The sequence below is a fragment of the Streptomyces sp. MGP-P1 genome, from assembly GCF_057766565.1.
Window position 1 is genome coordinate 204543 of sequence record NZ_JBYMEM010000005.1, and the last position, 17186, is coordinate 221728.

Sequence of the window (17186 nt, forward strand, 5' to 3'; positions counted from 1 at the left end):
CTCAGTCCCATTCCAGGCCGCCCCGACGCCATACATACGCATAGGCGACGAAGACGGTGAGCACGAAGAGCAGCATCTCCACGAGCCCGAAGATCCCCAGGGCGTCGAAGGAGACCGCCCAGGGATAGAGGAAGACGATCTCGATGTCGAAGACGATGAAAAGCATCGCCGTCAGGTAGTACTTGATCGGAAAGCGGCCGCCTCCGGCGGGAGTCGGGGTGGGTTCGATACCGCACTCGTACGCTTCGAGCTTTGCCCGGTTGTACCGCTTGGGGCCGATAAGCGTGGCCATGACCACGGAGAAGATCGCAAACCCTGCCCCGAGGGCGCCGAGCACGAGGATGGGCGCGTAGGCATTCACGCTCCTCGCTCCTTCCAGTCGTCCTTGACCTGTGGACCGCATCGGGCGACCGGCTCGCCACCTCACCAAGATCGTGCACATGTGAGGCAGTTCACAAGCCCGACTGCCCCGCATCCTATGCCCGGCCCCCTGTGATCTGCGACACGGGGTACGACAACGTCTTTGTGATCTCCACCACCTGACGAAGGATCATGAAGTCCTATGAGCGGTGATCTTCGTACGCGAAGCGGCCGAGTGATCACGAGACGTGACATTCGGCGGCGTTACCGCTGGTCAAAGGCGTGCCGCGCTATCAATCGAAGGCCCGTACAAGCAAATTGGCGGTGGAATACCTCGGGGTGATAAGGGCGTCGGCCGAGATCGACGACCGCCCGCACGAGGGGTGGTGGGGATCGATGCGGACATGTGCACGCATTCACGAACTTCCGGATCGAGCACACGGGGAGCGCCTCCGCGCCGGCCCGGCGCCCGAGTGGAGTCGCCGCCTCCGCCGGCGCGGGACGACCGCGAGGCGATCATGGGGCCCCGCGGGTGACCGCGGACCGCCGCGGGACGTCCACGCGGGTGACCCCGGACCACCCCGGGACGTCCACGCGGATCACGGCCGCGAGGGTTGACCGTTCCGGCGGACCCGCGCTGTGACCTGCGCCACTCGGCCCCGCACCCCGGAAAGCCGGGCTTGGCCATCCGTGCGAACGGGTGGTAGGCGACGGGCAATTCGGGCGTATTACCGAAAGGCAATGATCACGGGCCTGTTGGCCGCCGCCCGATTTGCCCGTTACGGCGTCAATAAAGGTGCCCGGAAAGCGGATTCACAGATTCCGAACGTAACTGTGTCGCAACACACGTTTCTTGATGGGACCCCTACAGCCCTGATAGCGCTAGTACCCATGTCCCACACCGCTCACATACCCAGCCACCGGAAGCCCCGTCAGCGCGCCTCGAAGTCGGCACTGCGAGCCGGAGTTGCCGGTGGCGTCCTCAGCACCATCGCGGTCGCGGGTGCCGCCGGTCCGGCCCAGGCCGAGCCGGTGACCCAGACGATCGAGATGCCCACGATCACGTCCGGCTTCTCCACCGCTGTGGCCGCCTCCGCCCAGGCCACGCAGCAGGTCGCCCTCGACCTGGAGACGCAGGCCGACGAGGACGCCGCGGCCGAGAAGGCCGCCAAGACGGCCAAGAAGGCGCACGCCGAGGCCGTCCGCAAGGCCGAGGCCGAGAAGAAGGCCGAAGCCGCCGCGAAGGCCAAGGCCGAGGCGGAGGCCGAGGAGCGCGCCGAGCGCGCCTCCCGGACCTCCGAGCGCACGGTGCTCAGCGCCTCCTCCGGCTCGTCGAGTTCCTCGGACGCCGGCAGCTCCGCCTCCGCCTCCGCACCCTCCTCTTCCTCTTCCTCTTCCTCGAACGTGAGCGGCTCCGCCGCCTCCATCGTGGCGTTCGCCAAGGCCCAGGTCGGCGACGCGTACGTGCCCGGCGGCACCGGCCCCAACTCCTGGGACTGCTCCGGCCTGGTCCAGGCCGCGTACCGCACGGCGGGCATCGACCTGCCGCGCGTCTCGCAGTCCCAGTCGACGTTCGGCACCCAGGTCTCCCTGGACAACCTCCAGCCCGGCGACATCCTCTACTGGGGTGGCGCGGGCAGCGCGTACCACGTCGCGATCTACATCGGCGGCGGCGAGTTCGTCGGTGCGCAGAACTCCAACACCGGCACGGTGCAGCGCTCCATGGACTACGACCGGCCGACCGGCGCGGTCCGCGTTCTCTGATTCACAAGCGCCCGTCGGCGCTCAGGTCGACAGCCTCTGAGGGCCGCCGCTCCCCCGCTCGGGAGCGGCGGCCCTTCGCCGTCGTCGCGGCGACGAGCAGGGCCAGAACCATCAGCAGGGCGCTCACCCAGACCGGGGCCCGGTAGCCGAACCCGGCGTCCAGGGCCAGGCCGCCCGCCCACGGGCCCACCGCCGCACCGAGGTTGAACGCGGTCGTCGAGAAGGCGCCGGCCAGCGTCGGGGCCCCGGAGGCGAGGTCCAGGACCCGGGTGATCAGGGCGGTGCCCGTGCCGAAGGCGAGCATGCCGAGGAGCGGGATCAGCGCCAGGGCGAGCACCGGGCGGCCCGCCGTCAGGGCGAGGGCCGCCCAGCCGAGGGTGAGGGCGGTCATGCCCGTGGCGATGACGGCGACCGGGCGGGCGTCGGCGAACCGGCCCGCCACCGTGACCCCGGCGAACGAACCCGCCCCGAACAGCGCCAGGGACACCGGCACCCATCCGGCGCCCAGCCCCGTCTCCCGGGTGAGGAGCGGTTCCAGGTAGGAGAAGGCGCAGAAGGTCGCCCCCTGCACCAGGGCCATCGTGAGCAGGACCGGCCGCGGCCCGGGGCCGGTCAGCGCGCGCAGTTCGTCCCGTACGGGCACGGGAGCGGCGCCCGTGCCCGTACCCCGGCCGCCTGGGATGGAGCGCAGGACCGCGAGGAAGGCGGGCAGCGAGACGATCGCGACCGCCCAGAAGGCCGACCGCCACCCCCACCGCTCCCCCAGCACCGCGCCGGCCGGTACGCCCACGACGCAGGCGATCGTCACGCCGCCGACCACCACGGCGGTGGCCCGGCCCTTCAGTTGGTCCGGGACCATCGCGATGGCCGTGGTCAGCGCGACCGCCCAGAAGCCCGCGTTGGCCAGCGCCCCGGCGAAGCGGGTCACCAGGAGCACCTCGTAGCTCGGGGTGAGTGCGCCGACGACATGGACGGCGACGAACACCGCGAGGAAGAGAAGCAGGGCGCGGCGGCGGGGCCAGGCGCGGCCGGCGAGCGCCATCAGGGGCGCGCCGACGACCATCCCGATGGCGAAGGCGGAGGTGAGGAGGCCGGCGGCGGAGAGGGAGACGTCGAGGTCGGCGGCGATGCCGGAGACGAGCCCGGACAGCATGAACTCGGAGGTGCCCTGGGCGAAGACCGCGAGCCCCAGGACGTAGACGGCGAATGGCATGGGTGAGTAGCCCCTTGGACGGAACCGTCGGGTGGACAGACAGACCGGAGTGCGGGGATACGGGCCGCCGAAGACGCCCGCCGGTGGTCCGGCGGGACGGTGCGGGAGAAGTGCCCTGCGGCGATCGGCCGTGGCAGGGAGAAGTGCCCTGCGGTGACGATGGGCCGGTGGCACGGACCCCGCGTACGGCGGTGCTTCAGCGCGTACGCGAGGGGGAACGGCCCGTACCCGCGGTGCGCGGGGGGCGTGGAACCGTGATGAAGGGGGCCGGTGACCCGTGGGTCAGCCGGCGACGCTCAGCACGGACACGGCCACCGGCGCACCGGTGGCCGGAGTCTGTCGGACTCGGGGCTGGCCATGGCGCAGAGGCTACCGTGCGGGCGGCGGGGCCTCCAGCGGTTTTCCGGGCCGGAGGGCGCCGCCGCCCCGGGTCAGCGGCGGCGCGGGCGGCGGGTCGTCCGCTCCGGCTCCTTGGCCGAGGTGGTGGGCGCGGGCAGCGCGTCGTACGCGGCGTCGAAGTCCTCGTCCTCGTCCGTCGCGGTGGGGTCCACGGCGAAGCGGGGCTCCAGGAAGAGCCCGTGGTGCTGGGGCAGGGAGGCGGTGGTCATGGCTGTCTGTCCTTGGGGTCGAGCAGCGCTGTATCGGCTTGTTCCGTACCCCGCTGGCCTGCGTTCGATGTGAGCGTGCGTCAAGAAGAGTGGCACGCACCGCGTGCCGCCACTGCGGGCGGGGGCGGGCGGGCGCCGTCCGGTCCGGTACTGCCGACGACCGGGGGCGCGCAAATCATCGCACACGATCCCCCGGGGGGATGAGGATTAACGCCGGGGGCGGCCGGAGCGCCGGGTTCGGGGTGCTCAGGGGACGACGCGGAAGTGCGTGGTCAGCCGTCGGTCCTCGCCCAGGACGTGGAACGCCAGGCCGGGCGGCTGGTCCCGGTCCGCCGGGCGGTCCCCCTCCCAGGGCAGGCGCAGGGTCCAGGTGACGGCGGGGCCGACGATCAGGGGGCGGCCGCCGAAGACCGAGGCGGCGGCCGTGTGGGCGTGTCCGGTGAGGACGGCGACGACCCGCGGGTGGGCGGCGAGCAGGGCGGCGAGCCGCTCGGGCTCCTGGAGCATCCCGGCGTCCGGCAGCGGGTGGTGGAGTTCGACGGGCGGCTGGTGGAAGGCGATCAGCGCGGGGACGCCGTCGGGCAGCCCGGCGAGCGTGGCGTCGATCCAGGCCAGCGTCTCCGGGTCGAGGCGTCCCTCGTCGCGGCCGGGGATCGTGGAGTCGCACATCAGGATGGCGCACCCGGCGATGCGGTGGACCCGGTTGACGGGCGCGGTGCCGGGGGGCTCCCCGAGGAACGCCTTGCGGTAGACGGGGCGAGCGTCGTGGTTGCCCGGGCAGGCGAACACGGGAAACGGTGCGTCCAGAAGGCGTACCGCCTCCTCGTACTCGGCCTCGGCCGCGTGATCGGCGATGTCCCCGGTGACCAGCAGCGCGTCGACCGGGCGTGGCAGGGCCCGCAGATGGTCCATGACGCGGGCGGTCCGCCGGGTCGCGCGTTCGCTGCCGTCCAGGTGCAGATCGCTGATCTGAGCAAGCAACATGAGCCGCACTCCCCCGTTCTAACGTTTATTTCTATTCTTCCGTTAGGACTCTAGAGTGGACGGCGCGGACGTTCAAGAGGTGGGCGGCGAAGAGGAGCAGGCAGTGGCGCAGCGGCCCGTGATGGAGCTGGTGAGCACCATCCGTCACGACGGGGACGGCGGGGTGCTGGACGACCTGGACACGGTCCGGGGGGCGAATCGCTGGCTCCAGCGGCAGCCCGACCTGCCGGGGGGCGCGACCGGCGCCGGGGTCCTGGTCGTCGACGAGGATCTCCGGGCCGCGGTCGTCGGTGTACGGCGGGCCGTCCGGGCCCTGTTCGCGCGGGTGGTCAGCCCGGCCCCGCCCAGCCCGGCCGACGCCCGCCGTCTGATGCCCGCCGACGAGGCCCTGGTCCACCTCAACGCGGCCGCGGCCCGGGAGCCCGTCACCCCCCAGCTGCACTGGCCGGACGGAGGGGCCCCTGCGACCCGCCTGTCGTCGGCCGAGGCCGACCCACGCGTACGGCTGGTCGCGGCGCTGGCGCGCGATGCCGTCGACTTCCTGAGCGGCCCGGAGTGCGAGCGGCTACGGGCCTGCCACGCGCCGCGCTGCGTGCGGTACTTCATCAGGAGCCACGGTCGGCAGGAGTGGTGCAAGCCCTCCTGCGGCAACCGGGCCCGGGTGGCCCGCCACTACGAGCGCACACGCGCGGCGGACCCCTCCTGAGCGGCCTCAGGCCTTCGGGGCCACCTTCGACAGGCCGTTGATGATGCGGTCCATCGCGTCGCCGCCCTGCGGGTCGGTCAGGTTGGCCAGCATCTTGAGGGTGAACTTCATCAGCAGCGGGTGGGTCAGACCGCGCTGGGTGGCGACCTTCATGATCTTCGGGTTGCCGATCAGCTTCACGAAGGCGCGGCCCATCGTGTAGTAGCCGCCGTAGGTCTCCTTGAGCACCTTCGGGTAGTTGTTCAGGGCCAGTTCGCGCTGGGCGGGGGTGGCGCGGGCGTGGGCCTGGACGATGACGTCGGCCGCGATCTGGCCCGACTCCATGGCGTACGCGATGCCTTCGCCGTTGAACGGGTTGACCATGCCGCCCGCGTCGCCGACGAGGAGGAGACCCTTGGTGTAGTGCGGCTGGCGGTTGAAGGCCATCGGGAGGGCCGCGCCGCGGATCGGCATCGTCATGTTGTCCGGGGTGTAGCCCCAGTCCTCCGGCATCGAGGCGCACCAGGCCTTGAGGACCTCGCGCCAGTCCAGCTCCTTGAAGGCGGAGGAGGAGTTGAGGATGCCGAGGCCCACGTTGGAGGTGCCGTCGCCCATGCCGAAGATCCAGCCGTAGCCGGGCAGCAGCCGGTCCTCGGAGCCGCGCTTGTCCCACAGCTCGAGCCAGGACTCCAGGTAGTCGTCGTCGTGGCGGGGCGAGGTGAAGTAGGTCCGCACGGCGACGCCCATGGGCCGGTCCTCGCGGCGGTGCAGGCCCATCGCCAGGGAGAGCCGGGTGGAGTTGCCGTCGGCGGCGACGACGAGCGGGGCGTGGAAGGTGACCGGGGTCTTCTCCTCGCCGATCCTCGCCTCGACGCCGGTGATGCGGCCGGTGCGCTCGTCCCTGATGGGCGCGCCCACGTTGCAGCGCTCGTACAGCCGGGCGCCGGCCTTCTGCGCCTGCCGGGCCAGCTGCTCGTCGAAGTCGTCGCGCTTGCGGACCAGACCGTAGTCCGGGTAGGAGGCGAGGTCGGGCCAGTCCAGCTGGAGCCGTACACCGCCGCCGATGATGCGCAGGCCCTTGTTGCGCAGCCAGCCCGCCTCCTCGGAGATGTCGATCCCCATGGAGACGAGCTGTTTCGTGGCGCGGGGCGTGAGCCCGTCGCCGCAGACCTTCTCGCGGGGGAAGGCGGTCTTCTCCAGGAGCAGGACGTCGAGTCCGGCCTTGGCGAGGTAGTAGGCGGTCGTGGAGCCGGCTGGGCCCGCTCCGACGACGATCACGTCCGCGCTGTGCTCGGAGAGGGGCTCGGTCACGGTCGGATCTCCCGAAGACTCGAATTCGCGTGCCGCGCGGCACATGTCCCGTGCAGTCTATGGGGGCCTGCGAACCAACCCTCCGAAGGGCTCCCTCATGTCGACAGCACCTGTCATACCTCATGCTTCGGCCCCCGCCGTACGCCTCCGTGTTCCGACCGACGAGGACGCCCTGGCCTGGCATCGGGTCTTCGACGACCCGCAGGTGATGGAGTTCTTCGACGGGCGGAGCGCTGAGCTGTCCGCGTACGAGGAGCTCACCGCCCGCCAGCGGCGGCACGACGCGGAGCTGGGCTACTGCCTGTGGACCGTCACGGACGAGGAGGACACCGTCCTCGGCTTCACCGGGGCGCAGCCGTGGCCGCACACGCATTACGGGCCGGTCGGCGCGATCGAGATCGGCTGGCGGCTGGGGCGCCCGGCGTGGGGGCGGGGGTACGCTACCGCCGCCGCGCGCACGACGCTGGAGCGGGTGCGGGCGGCGGGGGTGGGCGAGGTCGTCGCGATGGTCCACTCGCGCAACGCCCGGTCGATGGCGGTCGCGGAACGGCTCGGGATGCGGCGGGCCGAGTCGTACGCCACCCCGCGCGGCCAGGAGGCCGTCTGCTTCCGGCTGGAGCTGTGAGCCCGGGACCGTAACCGGGCCCGTGGACGGTCGCGCTCCGGGGCCACGTCACGGGAGCCGTAGTCCGGGGCCGTGACCGGCCCCGGACCGTGACCGATCCCGGGCAGTGACCGATCCCGGGCAGTGACCGCCCCTGGACCGTTACGGGAACGTCAGGCGCGGGTGGCCCGGTGCAGGGCCACCACGCCGCCGGTCAGGTTGCGCCAGGCGACCTTCGACCAGCCGGCCTTCTGGAGCAGTGCGGCGAGGGCGGGCTGGTCGGGCCAGTCGCGGATGGACTCGGCGAGGTAGACGTACGCGTCCGGGTTGGAGGACACCGCGCGGGCGGCCGGCGGGATCGCCCGCATGAGGTACTCCGTGTAGACCGTGCGGAACGGGGTCCAGACCGGCTGGGAGAACTCGCAGATCACGACGCGGCCGCCGGGCTTCGTCACCCGGTACAGCTCGCGCAGCGCGACCTCGGTGTCCTGGATGTTGCGCAGCCCGAAGGAGATCGTGACGGTGTCGAACGTCTCGTCCTTGAACGGCAGCTTCATCCCGTCGCCCGCGGTGAACGGCATCCAGGGGTGGCGCTCCTTGCCGACCTTGAGCATGCCGAGCGAGAAGTCGCACGGTACGACGTAGGCGCCCGCCTTCACGAAGGGCTGCGAGGAGGTCGCCGTGCCGGCCGCCAGGTCGAGGATCTTCTGCGCGGGGCGGGCGTCGACCGCCCGGGCGACCGCCTTGCGCCACAGCCGGGCCTGGCCGAGCGAGATCACGTCGTTGGTCAGGTCGTAGTTGGCCGCCACACCGTCGAACATCGAGGCGACTTCGTGCGGCTGCTTTTCCAGGGAGGCTCGGGTCACCCCGCCATTCAAGCAGCCCGGCGTCACGGATCAGCGGGGGCGGTCGCCCGGGTCCCGCGCCCCCCTCGAACTGATCTTCACTTCTCTTCAACCTTTTCGGCACACCGGTGCTCTGTAAGGGGTGGGACTCCGCCCGGGGCGGAGTTCGGGGGAGCACGGAAGCGCGAGGAGAGGGGAGGGCGGATGCCGGCAGCGGCTGAGCCCGCCATGGCCGCCGGCGAGGGCGCCGCGTTCGAGGCGTACGCCCGGACCGGGCAGCGCCGGCTGTACCGGACGGCCTACCTGCTGTGCGGAGACGTCGAGGGCGCGCAGGACCTGACGCAGACGACGCTCGCCAAGCTGTTCCAGCACTGGCGGAAGGCGAGCCGGGCGGACAACCTCGACGCCTACGCCAAGACCGTGCTCGTCCGCACCTTCGTGGCCGAACGCCGCCGCACCGTCCGCGATCTCCTCGCCCACAACCGCAACGCGCCCCGCCCGCAGCCCAACCCCGCACCGGGCGCCGACCTCCGGGTCACGCTGCTCGCCCTGCTCGCCGAACTCCCGCCCCGGGCACGGGCGATGGTCGTCCTGCGCTACTGGGACGACCTGAGCGTGGAGACCGTGGCCTCGCTGCTGCGGTGCAGCGAGTCCACGGTGAAGAGCCAGTGCTCGCGTTCGCTCGTCCGACTGCGCGCCCGGATGGGCGACGTCCAGCTCTACTCCTCCGGAAGCTGAGGGCCGGCCATGATTCCTGAACCGCACGAGCACCTGCCGCCCCGCACCTACGACGAAGAGCTGTTCCGGGACGCCCTGCACCAAACCGTCGGCCCGCTGTCCCTCCAGCCCGACCTCGTCCCCGACGCCGTCCGGGAAGGGCGCCGGCGGCGGGCCAGGACCCGGGCGTTCGCGGTCGCGGGCACCTTCGTCGCGGTCACCGCCGTGACCCTGGGCCTCGCCGTGCTCGGCCCCTGGCTGCTGGCGGGGCCGGACACGGGGCCCGCCGCGCCCGCCGGCCCGTCCCTCTCCCTGCCCGCTCCCACTCCCACCCCGTCCCCCCAACGTACGGAGCCACGCCCCGAGATGCCGAGCCCCACGTCCACCCCCGTGCCGACGGGCACCGCGCCCGTGCCCCCGGCGCCCCCCTTCGCCACGCCCTCCCCGTCGGTCCCGCCCGGCCTCGGCCCCGAAAAGGCCCAGCGGCTGGCGGACTTCCGGCAGTGGGCGGCCGGGGCGCTGGACGCCCTGCTGCCCCCGTCGATCGGGACGGTCCTGCCGGTCGGCGAGGGCCCGGAGAGCTACCAGGGGCGGCGCGGCTCCCTCGTGCACGCCGTCCGCCTGTCGGTGCGCCCGGAGCCGGGCGCCCCGGCGCCCGCCTGTCGCGACATCCCGGAGACGGGGCTGACCTGCGAGGGCCTCACCCTGGAGGACGGCACGCCCGCCCGGGTGTACCGGCAGCCCGCCGATGGGCGGACGGGTACGGAGGTCTCCCTCCAGTACCGCTCCGGCCGCAGCACGGTGGCCCTCTCCGTCTCGCCCGCGCCCTCCGGGGCGGGCGGCGCTCCCGTCACGGCCGGGGACCTGGTCCGGGTCGTCCAGAGCCCGCGGTTCCGGGAGCTGATCGCGTACGCCGACGAGAACCCGGTGCCGCGGAGCGGGGCCGCCTCGTGACGCGCCGCCGCCCCACGGGCACCCTGCCGCGCGCGTACGGGGAACCGGACCGCGACGAGGACACGTTCCGGCTGCGCGTGCCACCGCCCCGGGCCCCGGGGCGCGCGCCGGGCCGCTCGCGGTCGACGGCCCGCTCCCTGGTGCGCCGCAGACGCCGCAACCGTCGCCGGGCGGCCTCGCTCGCCGTGCTGGCCCTCGTGGTCGTGGCGGGCGCGGCCCTGCTGGTCGGCCGCCCCTGGCAGGACGGGGGCGGCCCGGCGGACGCGGCGCCGGGCTCGTCCCGTACGGCCCCGGCGGGCGGACCGGACAACGCGTCGGAGCCGCTGGAGGACCCTCCGCCGTCCACTCCCCCGCCGTCCCCGAAGCCCTCCGCCTCGGCCTCGGACATGGACAAGAAGGACGACGATGTCCGGGCCGAGGACATCCCCGCCTCGGGCCCCGGCACGTTCACCGTGGCCCGTGCGGGGGTCGACGCGAAGGGCGGGGGCAGCGCCTACCGGGTCGAGGTGGAGAACGGCAGCGGCGTCGACCCCGACCGGGCGGCCGAGGAGATAGCCGCCGTTCTCGCCCACCCGCGCGGTTGGGGCCACGGCGGCGAGCACACGTTCCGCCAGGTCGCCGACGGACCGGCCGGCCTGGTGATCAAGATCGCCACCCCGGCGACCACGGACCGGATCTGCGGCGAGTACGGCCTGCGGACGCGCGGCGAGGTCAACTGCCGGGGCGGCGAGAAGGTGATGGTCAACCTGAAGCGCTGGCAGCTCGGTTCACCGCAGTTCGACGGGCCCGTCGCGGAGTACCGGGCGCTGATCGTCAACCACGAGGTCGGCCACTGGCTGGGGCGCGGCCACGAGACCTGCCCGGGGAAGGGGCTCCCCGCTCCCGCGATGATGCAGCAGATCGACGGGCTGAAGGGCTGCGTCGCCAACGCCTGGCCGTACGACACGAAGGGCCGCTATCTGGGCGGCCCGAAGGTGCCGTGACCTGCGGTGCCCCCGTACGGAGCCGGCTCCGGCCTCGACTCCGGCCCGAGAGCCTGTCGGGCGACCTCTGACAGGCTCTCGGCTTGCTCTTCAGGAGACGATCCCGAGCTTCAGGATGATCAGGAGGCGGGGGCGCGTACTGATAGCCGCAGCAATCGCCTGTCGGGATCCGCGCCGCAGGAGAAGGAACGCAATCAGGGATCTGAATGGCCGACTGCATGTGCAGCCGAATTCGCCTTGATCGCTGCTGCGGTGAGAAGTACGAGAACCCCTACTAGCCCGGCCGATGGAACGATGATGACAGTCGCGTTCACGGTATCGCCCAGCGCGAACGCCAGGCCGAGGGCCAACGAAACGACACCTGTGACATAGGCGGTCAGGAAAGTTGCCGTCAGCATCGGAGCCGCGGAGGCGTGCCCTGCTTGCCATGCACGGTCGGAAGACATCGTCGCCTTGGTGCGAATTCCCATCGCGGAATTGCGTTGGATGCTGCCGCTCGCAACCTGGCTCTTCAGGTAATGAATCACCGCGCCCAGCGCCATCAATCCCGCGCCGAAACTGAATCCTGCGACCGGATCCATTGCTTTTCCTCCAAGAGCGTAGATCGGCGCTCCCCGTCCGGAGAGGCCTCCCCCGACCGGCAGGGATCAGATCACCTGCCAACACGTCAAATTCTCCCCCCACCCCCGCATGTGCCCGAACCTCGATCGGGGCATTGCAGCGTTGCGAAGTAACGTGATCCGCATCCTGCGCCGATGGCTCAACCCCTCCACGGAATCGAGTCTCCACCGAACCCGGAACGGTTCACTCGCAGTTCAGGAGGACGGTGCGTCCACATTCGGCTTCCGCCTCACCTCAGTCACGGACACGCTCTCGTCCTCGGGGGCGCCGAAGGGTTCAGCGATCACGCCTGTTCCGGTCCCGATGACTTCCACTGCCAAGCCGGAGCCCATGAAGCGAAGGTCCACTCGGGCGCGCGGGTCGCCGCCGAGGTCGGGCATCTTGTGGATGCGGTCGGTACGGTATCCGGCCGCGGTAATGGTCTGCTGAAGTGTGCTGTAGGTGGTGTGCGGCTCTCCGGCTGCTTTGGTGGTCAGGCGCTCGGCGTGCTTGGCGGCGGCGCACTTTTCGATTTCGCCGAGTTCGACTTCCTGTGGTGGGCCGGACCGCATGGGCTTGTCGGGCATCTCACCTGACTCATCGACGGGGATGGGTATGTCGCCGTTCGCGTCAGGTGTCCCGGCGGGCTTTTCGGTGCGGGGGGGGCGACACCGCTGGGGATGCCACCGGGCAGTGTCCTGGGATCTGGTGCGGCGCCACTGCCGCTGGGGGCGTCGGGGGATCATTGGCGCGCGAACTTGTTGAGGATGTCGAGGGACTGCTTCTCGGTGGGCTGCCGGGCGGGTGAGGCGGAGACCTGGGAGCCGACCGGGGCGGTGGATGTGGATGAGGCTGTCTGAGTGCCGCAGGCGGTCAGGGCGAGGGAGCCCGCAGCCGCTATGACGACGGACGCAGTGAAGCGAATTGATGGCATGGATGAATCTTTGCCACACGCTCACATGGGGCGCATGAGTAAGCGTACTCATTGCTTGATCACGGGCCGAAAGTAGTCGTCGAGAGCTGTGAACCGATTGATCTCAGTCTCGTTGTGATGGCTTGATTTCGAAGAGTCCGGTTTCGAAGCCGTCATCGTTCTCCAGGAACGGCCCCGCCGTAGTTCCGCTCTGCCCGGTTTCATGAAGGTTGATGAGACGTCGTAAACGGCGCAAGCGTCCCGTGGTGGAGTAGGTCGCGGCGGGCGTGGGCGATGCCGGCTCGTCCGGCGAGGCGGATGGCTCAGATGCCAGAAGACGCTGACTACAGGCCCCACGATCCGGGCGCACGCCGCCAGGCGTTGCTGAACGGCCCCGCCCGCCAGGGCGATCGCCTGCTCCCGGGGCGCTGTCGCGGTCGACACCTGTACGCATCTACGCATCCAGTCATGGTCGTGAGCCTGCGCCTCAGCGGGCGCGGTGCACGAGTCGACCCCCGAGGACCGTCGCCACGCAGGCGCGCGCGCCGCCCACGCGCAGGGCCGCCTCGTCGGGTACGTCGAAGGCCGCGAGGTCCGCCCGGCCGCCCACGGTCAGCGGGGCGCCCGCCGTGCGGGCCAGGTCGCCGCCCGTCGCGAAGGGGTCCAGGTCCGGCGGGCCCGAGTGCGCGGGTGAGGGCGGGACCCGGACCAGGCCCGACCGGGCGACGGCCGTGCGCAGCGCGGGGTCCTCCGTGGCGAGGAGGCCCGCCAGGTGCGTCGTGCCGTGGCGCAGCATCCGCTGAAGCCCGCGACGGACGGACCCGGCCCGCCTGGCCGTGTCCATCGTCGCCGCCAGTCGCTCGAACTCCTCGCCCCACAGCGGGAGTTCACCCAGCTCGTCGGCCTCGCGGGGGTCGGGGTGGTAGCAGCGGGTGAGCAGTTCCCGGGCCCGGTCCTGGCGCAGTCCGGGCGTGAGGAGGCCGGGCCAGCGACGGACCCGGGCCGTCGGGTGCGCGGCGACGACCTCCTCGTACGGGCCGAGGGCCGCGATCCGCTCACCGTCCACCGCGACCGCGCCGTCCACGACGGCCGCCGCGCCCGCCGGGAGGACCAGGGGCGCGGCGTGGATCGTCAGCACGGGAGGCCGAGGCCCTAGTTGGCGTTGAGGAGCTTCAGCTCCGGGTGGGCCGTGCCGCCCTCGATCGCCGTGGAGGAGATGTGCGAGACGACGCGCTCGTCGACCGGGTCCATCGCCGGGTCGTCGTGCACGACGAGGTGCTCGTACGTCGTGGCGCGCTGCGCGGGGACCCGGTCCGCCTTGCGGATCAGGTCGATGATCTCCAGCCGGTTGGAGCGGTGCCTGGCTCCGGCCGAGGAGACGACGTTCTCCTCCAGCATGATCGAGCCGAGGTCGTCCGCGCCGTAGTGCAGCGACAACTGCCCGACCTCCTTGCCGGTGGTCAGCCAGGAGCCCTGGATGTGGGCGACGTTGTCGAGGAAGAGCCGGGCGATGGCGATCATCCGCAGGTACTCGAAGAGCGTGGCCTGCGTCTGGCCCTTCAGCTTGTTGTTCTCCGGCTGGTAGGTGTACGGGATGAAGGCGCGGAAGCCGCCCGTACGGTCCTGGACGTCCCGGATCATCCTCAGGTGCTCGATGCGCTCGGCGTTGGTCTCGCCGGTGCCCATCAGCATGGTGGAGGTGGACTCGACGCCGAGGCCGTGCGCGATCTCCATGATCTCCAGCCACCGCTCGCCGGACTCCTTGAGAGGGGCGATGGCGGTCCGCGGCCGGGCGGGCAGCAGTTCGGCGCCGGCGCCGGCGAAGGAGTCGAGCCCGGCGGCGTGGATCCGGCTGATGGCCTCCTCGGCGGAGACCTTCGAGATCCGGGCCATGTGATCGATCTCGGAGGCGCCCAGCGAGTGGATGACCAGCTGCGGGTAGGCCTTCTTGATCGCGGAGAAGTGCTCCTCGTAGTACTCGACGCCGAAGTCCGGGTGGTGCCCGCCCTGGAACATGATCTGGGTGCCGCCCAGCTCCACGGTCTCCGCGCAGCGGCGCAGGATGTCGTCGAGGTCGCGGGTCCAGCCCTTGGCGGTGTCCTTGGGCGGGGCGTAGAAGGCGCAGAACTTGCAGGCCGTCACGCACACGTTGGTGTAGTTGATGTTGCGCTCGATGATGTACGTCGCGATGTGCTCCGTACCGGCGTAGCGGCGTCGGCGTACAGCGTCGGCGGCGGCGCCCAGCGCGTGCAGGGGCGCGGACCGGTAGAGGTCGAGCGCCTCCTCCGGGGTGATCCGACCGCCTTCGGCGGCTCGGTCGAGGACGGGCTGGAGGTCGGCCTTCTCGGTCACCGGGCTGTCACCTTTCGGCGGTTTTATTGACGTTCCTCGGACCGATCCAGCGTACGCCAGCCCTTGACGCCGTCAGCCGCCGGACCGGGTGAGCTCGCCGTACGGGAGACCTGCGGCGCGTTCCTTCGAGCGGTAGTCCAGGGTGCCGTCGTCGGCGAGGCGGAAGACCACGTCCGCCTCGGTGCTGGTGCACAGGCCGGGGGTGCTGGGGCGGTCCGGGTCGGTGCGCTCGCGGATGTTCAGCTCCTTCGCGGTGCCGGAGGCGAGGGTTCCGACGCTGTTGCAGGTGACGGTGAGGCCGAGCTGGGAGATCGTCGTGCTCATCCGGACGACCTGCTCGCCGCGTTTCCCCGCGGTGAAGACGGCGGTGAGGGTGCCGTGCGGCTGGCCGGTCGTCTTCTCGGTGACCGGCCCCTTCCAGGTGCCCAGGTACGCCTTCGGCAGCTCGCCGACCGGGGCCCCGCTCGCGTCGGCGGACTCGGCGGGCGTCGGCTTCCCGGAGTCGGGCGGAGAGGCGGAGTCCGACGGGGTGGCCGCGGCGTCGTTGCCCCGGTCCCGGTCGGCGTCGCCGCCCGGGAAGAAGCCGTCGAGCAGGCCCGTGCCGAGGGTGACGGCCGCGAGCGCGCCCGCCACCGCCAGGGCGATCGTGCAGCTGACGCGGCGGCTCCGGCGCTCCCCGGGGGTCTGCCGGTTCTCGGCGCTGACGGTGAGGGAGAGACGGGGGTCGCCGGCGTGCCGGCCCGGCAGCCCGTGCGCACCGTGCGCGCCGTCGCCGCCCTGGCGGTAGGTCCCGGCGTGCCTGGGGGGCGGGGGCACGGTGGAGGCGGGTTTCGCGCGCGGAGGCGTCGGGGGCGGAGGCGGGGGCGGCGTGCCGTACGTGTCGTCCTGCGGATGCGGCGTGCCGTAGGCGTCGTCCTGCGGATGCGGGGTTCTGTACGGCGCGTCCTGCGTCGCTTCCTGGGGGCGCGGTGTGCCGTACGGGGCTTCCTGCTGCGGCGCTTCCTGCGGGCGCGGTGTCCCGTACGGGGCCTCCCGCTGCGCCGCTTCCTGCGGGCGGGGTGTCCCGTACGGCGCTTCCTGCGAGCCCTGGGCCGGCGGGCCGAACTGCCCGCCCCTGCCCGGTGCGGCCGTTCCCGGCAGCGCCCCCAGTGAGGCGCTGCTGAACGGCACCGGCCCCGACTGGACCGGCGCGTCCTGCGGTTCCAGGTCGAGCAGCGCCACCGCGGACCGGCTCACCTCGCGCACCAGCCCGCCCGGCAGCCAGCCGCCCGCCACCATCGCCGCCGCCCCGCCGGGAGCGAGCACCCGGGCGAGATCGGCCGGGGCGGGGCGGGCCGCCGGGTCCTTGGCGAGGCAGCCCGCGACCACTTCGAGCAGTTCGCCCTCCAGGTCGCCCAGTTCGGGTTCCTCGTGGACCACCTTGTAGAGGAGTACGGCGGAGGAGTCGCCCGGGAAGGGAGCCGCGCCCGTCGCCGCGTACGCGAGGACCGCGCCCAGCGAGAAGACGTCGGCCGCGCCGGAGACGTCCCGGCCCCGGATCTGCTCGGGCGCCATGTAGCCGGGCGAGCCGACGGAGACCCCGGTGGAGGTGAGCGAGACGGTCGCGCCGAGGGCTCGTGCGATGCCGAAGTCGATGAGGCGGGGCCCGTCGAGGGCGAGCAGCACGTTGGACGGCTTCACGTCACGGTGGACGATGCCCTGCCCGTGGACGACGGCGAGGGCCTCGGCGAGCCCCGCGCCCAGGGTGCGCACCGCGTGCTCGGGCAGCGGGCCGTGCTCGGTGATCGCCTGCGAGAGCGGCGGCCCGGCGACATACCCGGTGGCCACCCACGGCACCGGGGCGTCCGGGTCGGCGTCCAGGACCGGGGCGGTCCACTGGGCGCCGATGCGCCGGGCGGACTCCACCTCGCGCCGGAATCGGGCGCGGAACTGCTCGTCGAGGGCGAAGTGGGGGTGGACGACCTTGACCGCGACCGTACGCCCGCCGGCGCTGCGGCCGAGATAGACCCGGCCCATACCGCCCGCACCGAGCCTGCCGAGCAGCCGGTAGGAACCGATGGTGTGCGGTTCGCCCGCTTCCAGCGGCTGCATATGGACTCCCCCTGTGAACCCTGCGGACGGTGAACCCGTGGACGGTAAACCCGGTGGACGGTCCGGACCCGGACCGAAGCCTAGGGGGCGCCAAGGGCGCGGTCACCGGGAAACGGCCGGACCATTCCCCCTTCTCCGGTCAGGAGGGGATCTTTTCGCCCCGGGGAAAGGCGCGAATGTGTTGTTGCACGGCCTCTCCCAT

Annotated in this window: 19 protein-coding genes; 6 read left to right on the forward strand and 13 right to left on the reverse strand. The window is 72.0% G+C overall.

The window, feature by feature from the left end; genetic code table 11:
• Position 1: 1 nt before the first annotated feature.
• Positions 2-361, reverse strand: coding sequence for an NADH-quinone oxidoreductase subunit A (locus tag AC3CH1_RS10215; RefSeq protein ID WP_003967084.1), 360 nt, complete (start codon positions 359-361; stop codon positions 2-4).
• Positions 362-1251: 890 nt separating this feature from the next.
• Here AC3CH1_RS10215 and AC3CH1_RS10220 point away from each other — a divergent pair.
• On the forward strand, positions 1252-2124 hold the full coding sequence (locus AC3CH1_RS10220; RefSeq protein WP_488462600.1) for a C40 family peptidase: 873 nt from the start codon (positions 1252-1254) through the stop codon (positions 2122-2124).
• A 1-nt stretch (position 2125) separates the two neighbouring features.
• Here AC3CH1_RS10220 and AC3CH1_RS10225 read toward each other — a convergent pair whose 3' ends face one another.
• From AC3CH1_RS10225 to AC3CH1_RS10235, 3 genes are all read right to left on the reverse strand, one after another.
• Positions 2126-3337 (reverse strand): Cmx/CmrA family chloramphenicol efflux MFS transporter, encoded by a 1212-nt coding sequence (locus tag AC3CH1_RS10225; protein WP_488462601.1) that lies wholly within the window; start codon positions 3335-3337, stop codon positions 2126-2128.
• A 431-nt stretch (positions 3338-3768) separates the two neighbouring features.
• Positions 3769-3945, reverse strand: coding sequence for a hypothetical protein (locus AC3CH1_RS10230; RefSeq protein WP_274344021.1), 177 nt, complete (start codon positions 3943-3945; stop codon positions 3769-3771).
• A 246-nt stretch (positions 3946-4191) separates the two neighbouring features.
• The gene (locus AC3CH1_RS10235; RefSeq protein WP_488462602.1) at positions 4192-4929 is read right to left on the reverse strand and encodes a metallophosphoesterase; all 738 of its coding nucleotides are present in this window, start codon (positions 4927-4929) and stop codon (positions 4192-4194) included.
• 121 nt (positions 4930-5050) lie between these two features.
• Here AC3CH1_RS10235 and AC3CH1_RS10240 point away from each other — a divergent pair, with 121 nt between their 5' ends.
• Positions 5051-5635 carry a CGNR zinc finger domain-containing protein gene (locus AC3CH1_RS10240; RefSeq protein ID WP_488463462.1) on the forward strand — a complete coding sequence of 195 codons (585 nt, stop codon included), beginning with the start codon at positions 5051-5053 and terminating at the stop codon, positions 5633-5635.
• A gap of 6 nt (positions 5636-5641) precedes the next feature.
• Here the strand turns inward: AC3CH1_RS10240 and AC3CH1_RS10245 are convergent, their stop codons facing one another.
• On the reverse strand, positions 5642-6925 hold the full coding sequence (locus AC3CH1_RS10245) for a geranylgeranyl reductase family protein (protein ID WP_488462603.1): 1284 nt from the start codon (positions 6923-6925) through the stop codon (positions 5642-5644).
• A 97-nt stretch (positions 6926-7022) separates the two neighbouring features.
• Between AC3CH1_RS10245 and AC3CH1_RS10250 the strand changes: the two genes are divergently transcribed.
• Complete coding sequence (locus tag AC3CH1_RS10250) at positions 7023-7550, forward strand: GNAT family N-acetyltransferase (protein ID WP_488462604.1); 528 nt, start codon at positions 7023-7025, stop codon at positions 7548-7550.
• Between the two features lie 152 nt (positions 7551-7702).
• Here the strand turns inward: AC3CH1_RS10250 and AC3CH1_RS10255 are convergent, their stop codons facing one another.
• Positions 7703-8395, reverse strand: a complete 693-nt coding sequence (locus AC3CH1_RS10255; RefSeq protein WP_361878569.1) for a demethylmenaquinone methyltransferase — start codon at positions 8393-8395, stop codon at positions 7703-7705.
• A 207-nt stretch (positions 8396-8602) separates the two neighbouring features.
• Between AC3CH1_RS10255 and AC3CH1_RS10260 the strand changes: the two genes are divergently transcribed.
• Genes AC3CH1_RS10260 through AC3CH1_RS10270 form a run of 3 tightly spaced genes read left to right on the forward strand, consistent with a single transcriptional unit; the run spans position 8603 to position 11028 of the window.
• Entirely contained in the window at positions 8603-9112 is a 510-nt protein-coding gene (locus AC3CH1_RS10260; protein ID WP_018960430.1) for a SigE family RNA polymerase sigma factor, read from the forward strand.
• 9 nt (positions 9113-9121) lie between these two features.
• Positions 9122-10045, forward strand: coding sequence for a hypothetical protein (locus AC3CH1_RS10265; protein WP_488462605.1), 924 nt, complete (start codon positions 9122-9124; stop codon positions 10043-10045).
• Positions 10042-11028, forward strand: coding sequence for a DUF3152 domain-containing protein (locus AC3CH1_RS10270; RefSeq protein WP_488462606.1), 987 nt, complete (start codon positions 10042-10044; stop codon positions 11026-11028). The genes AC3CH1_RS10265 and AC3CH1_RS10270 overlap by 4 nt, the downstream gene beginning before the upstream one ends.
• A gap of 194 nt (positions 11029-11222) precedes the next feature.
• On the opposite strand, the gene AC3CH1_RS10275 is transcribed toward AC3CH1_RS10270, so the two are convergent.
• The 7 genes from AC3CH1_RS10275 to AC3CH1_RS10305 all read right to left on the reverse strand — a co-directional run bounded on the left by AC3CH1_RS10275 (position 11223) and on the right by AC3CH1_RS10305 (position 16984).
• Entirely contained in the window at positions 11223-11609 is a 387-nt protein-coding gene (locus AC3CH1_RS10275; protein WP_488462607.1) for an SdpI family protein, read from the reverse strand.
• Positions 11610-11843: 234 nt separating this feature from the next.
• Positions 11844-12215, reverse strand: coding sequence for a hypothetical protein (locus AC3CH1_RS10280; protein WP_488462608.1), 372 nt, complete (start codon positions 12213-12215; stop codon positions 11844-11846).
• A gap of 155 nt (positions 12216-12370) precedes the next feature.
• Positions 12371-12562: a hypothetical protein gene (locus AC3CH1_RS10285; protein WP_488462609.1), complete on the reverse strand. Its 192-nt coding sequence runs from the start codon at positions 12560-12562 to the stop codon at positions 12371-12373.
• 48 nt (positions 12563-12610) lie between these two features.
• The gene (gene cutA, locus AC3CH1_RS10290) at positions 12611-13003 is read right to left on the reverse strand and encodes a divalent cation tolerance protein CutA (RefSeq protein WP_488462610.1); all 393 of its coding nucleotides are present in this window, start codon (positions 13001-13003) and stop codon (positions 12611-12613) included.
• A gap of 25 nt (positions 13004-13028) precedes the next feature.
• A complete protein-coding gene (locus AC3CH1_RS10295; protein ID WP_488462611.1) occupies positions 13029-13679 on the reverse strand; it encodes an imidazolonepropionase-like domain-containing protein in 651 nt (216 codons plus the stop codon).
• A gap of 14 nt (positions 13680-13693) precedes the next feature.
• Positions 13694-14893 carry a cyclic dehypoxanthinyl futalosine synthase gene (gene mqnC / locus AC3CH1_RS10300; RefSeq protein WP_488462612.1) on the reverse strand — a complete coding sequence of 400 codons (1200 nt, stop codon included), beginning with the start codon at positions 14891-14893 and terminating at the stop codon, positions 13694-13696.
• Between the two features lie 72 nt (positions 14894-14965).
• On the reverse strand, positions 14966-16984 hold the full coding sequence (locus tag AC3CH1_RS10305; protein ID WP_488462613.1) for a serine/threonine-protein kinase: 2019 nt from the start codon (positions 16982-16984) through the stop codon (positions 14966-14968).
• Positions 16985-17186: the final 202 nt, after the last annotated feature.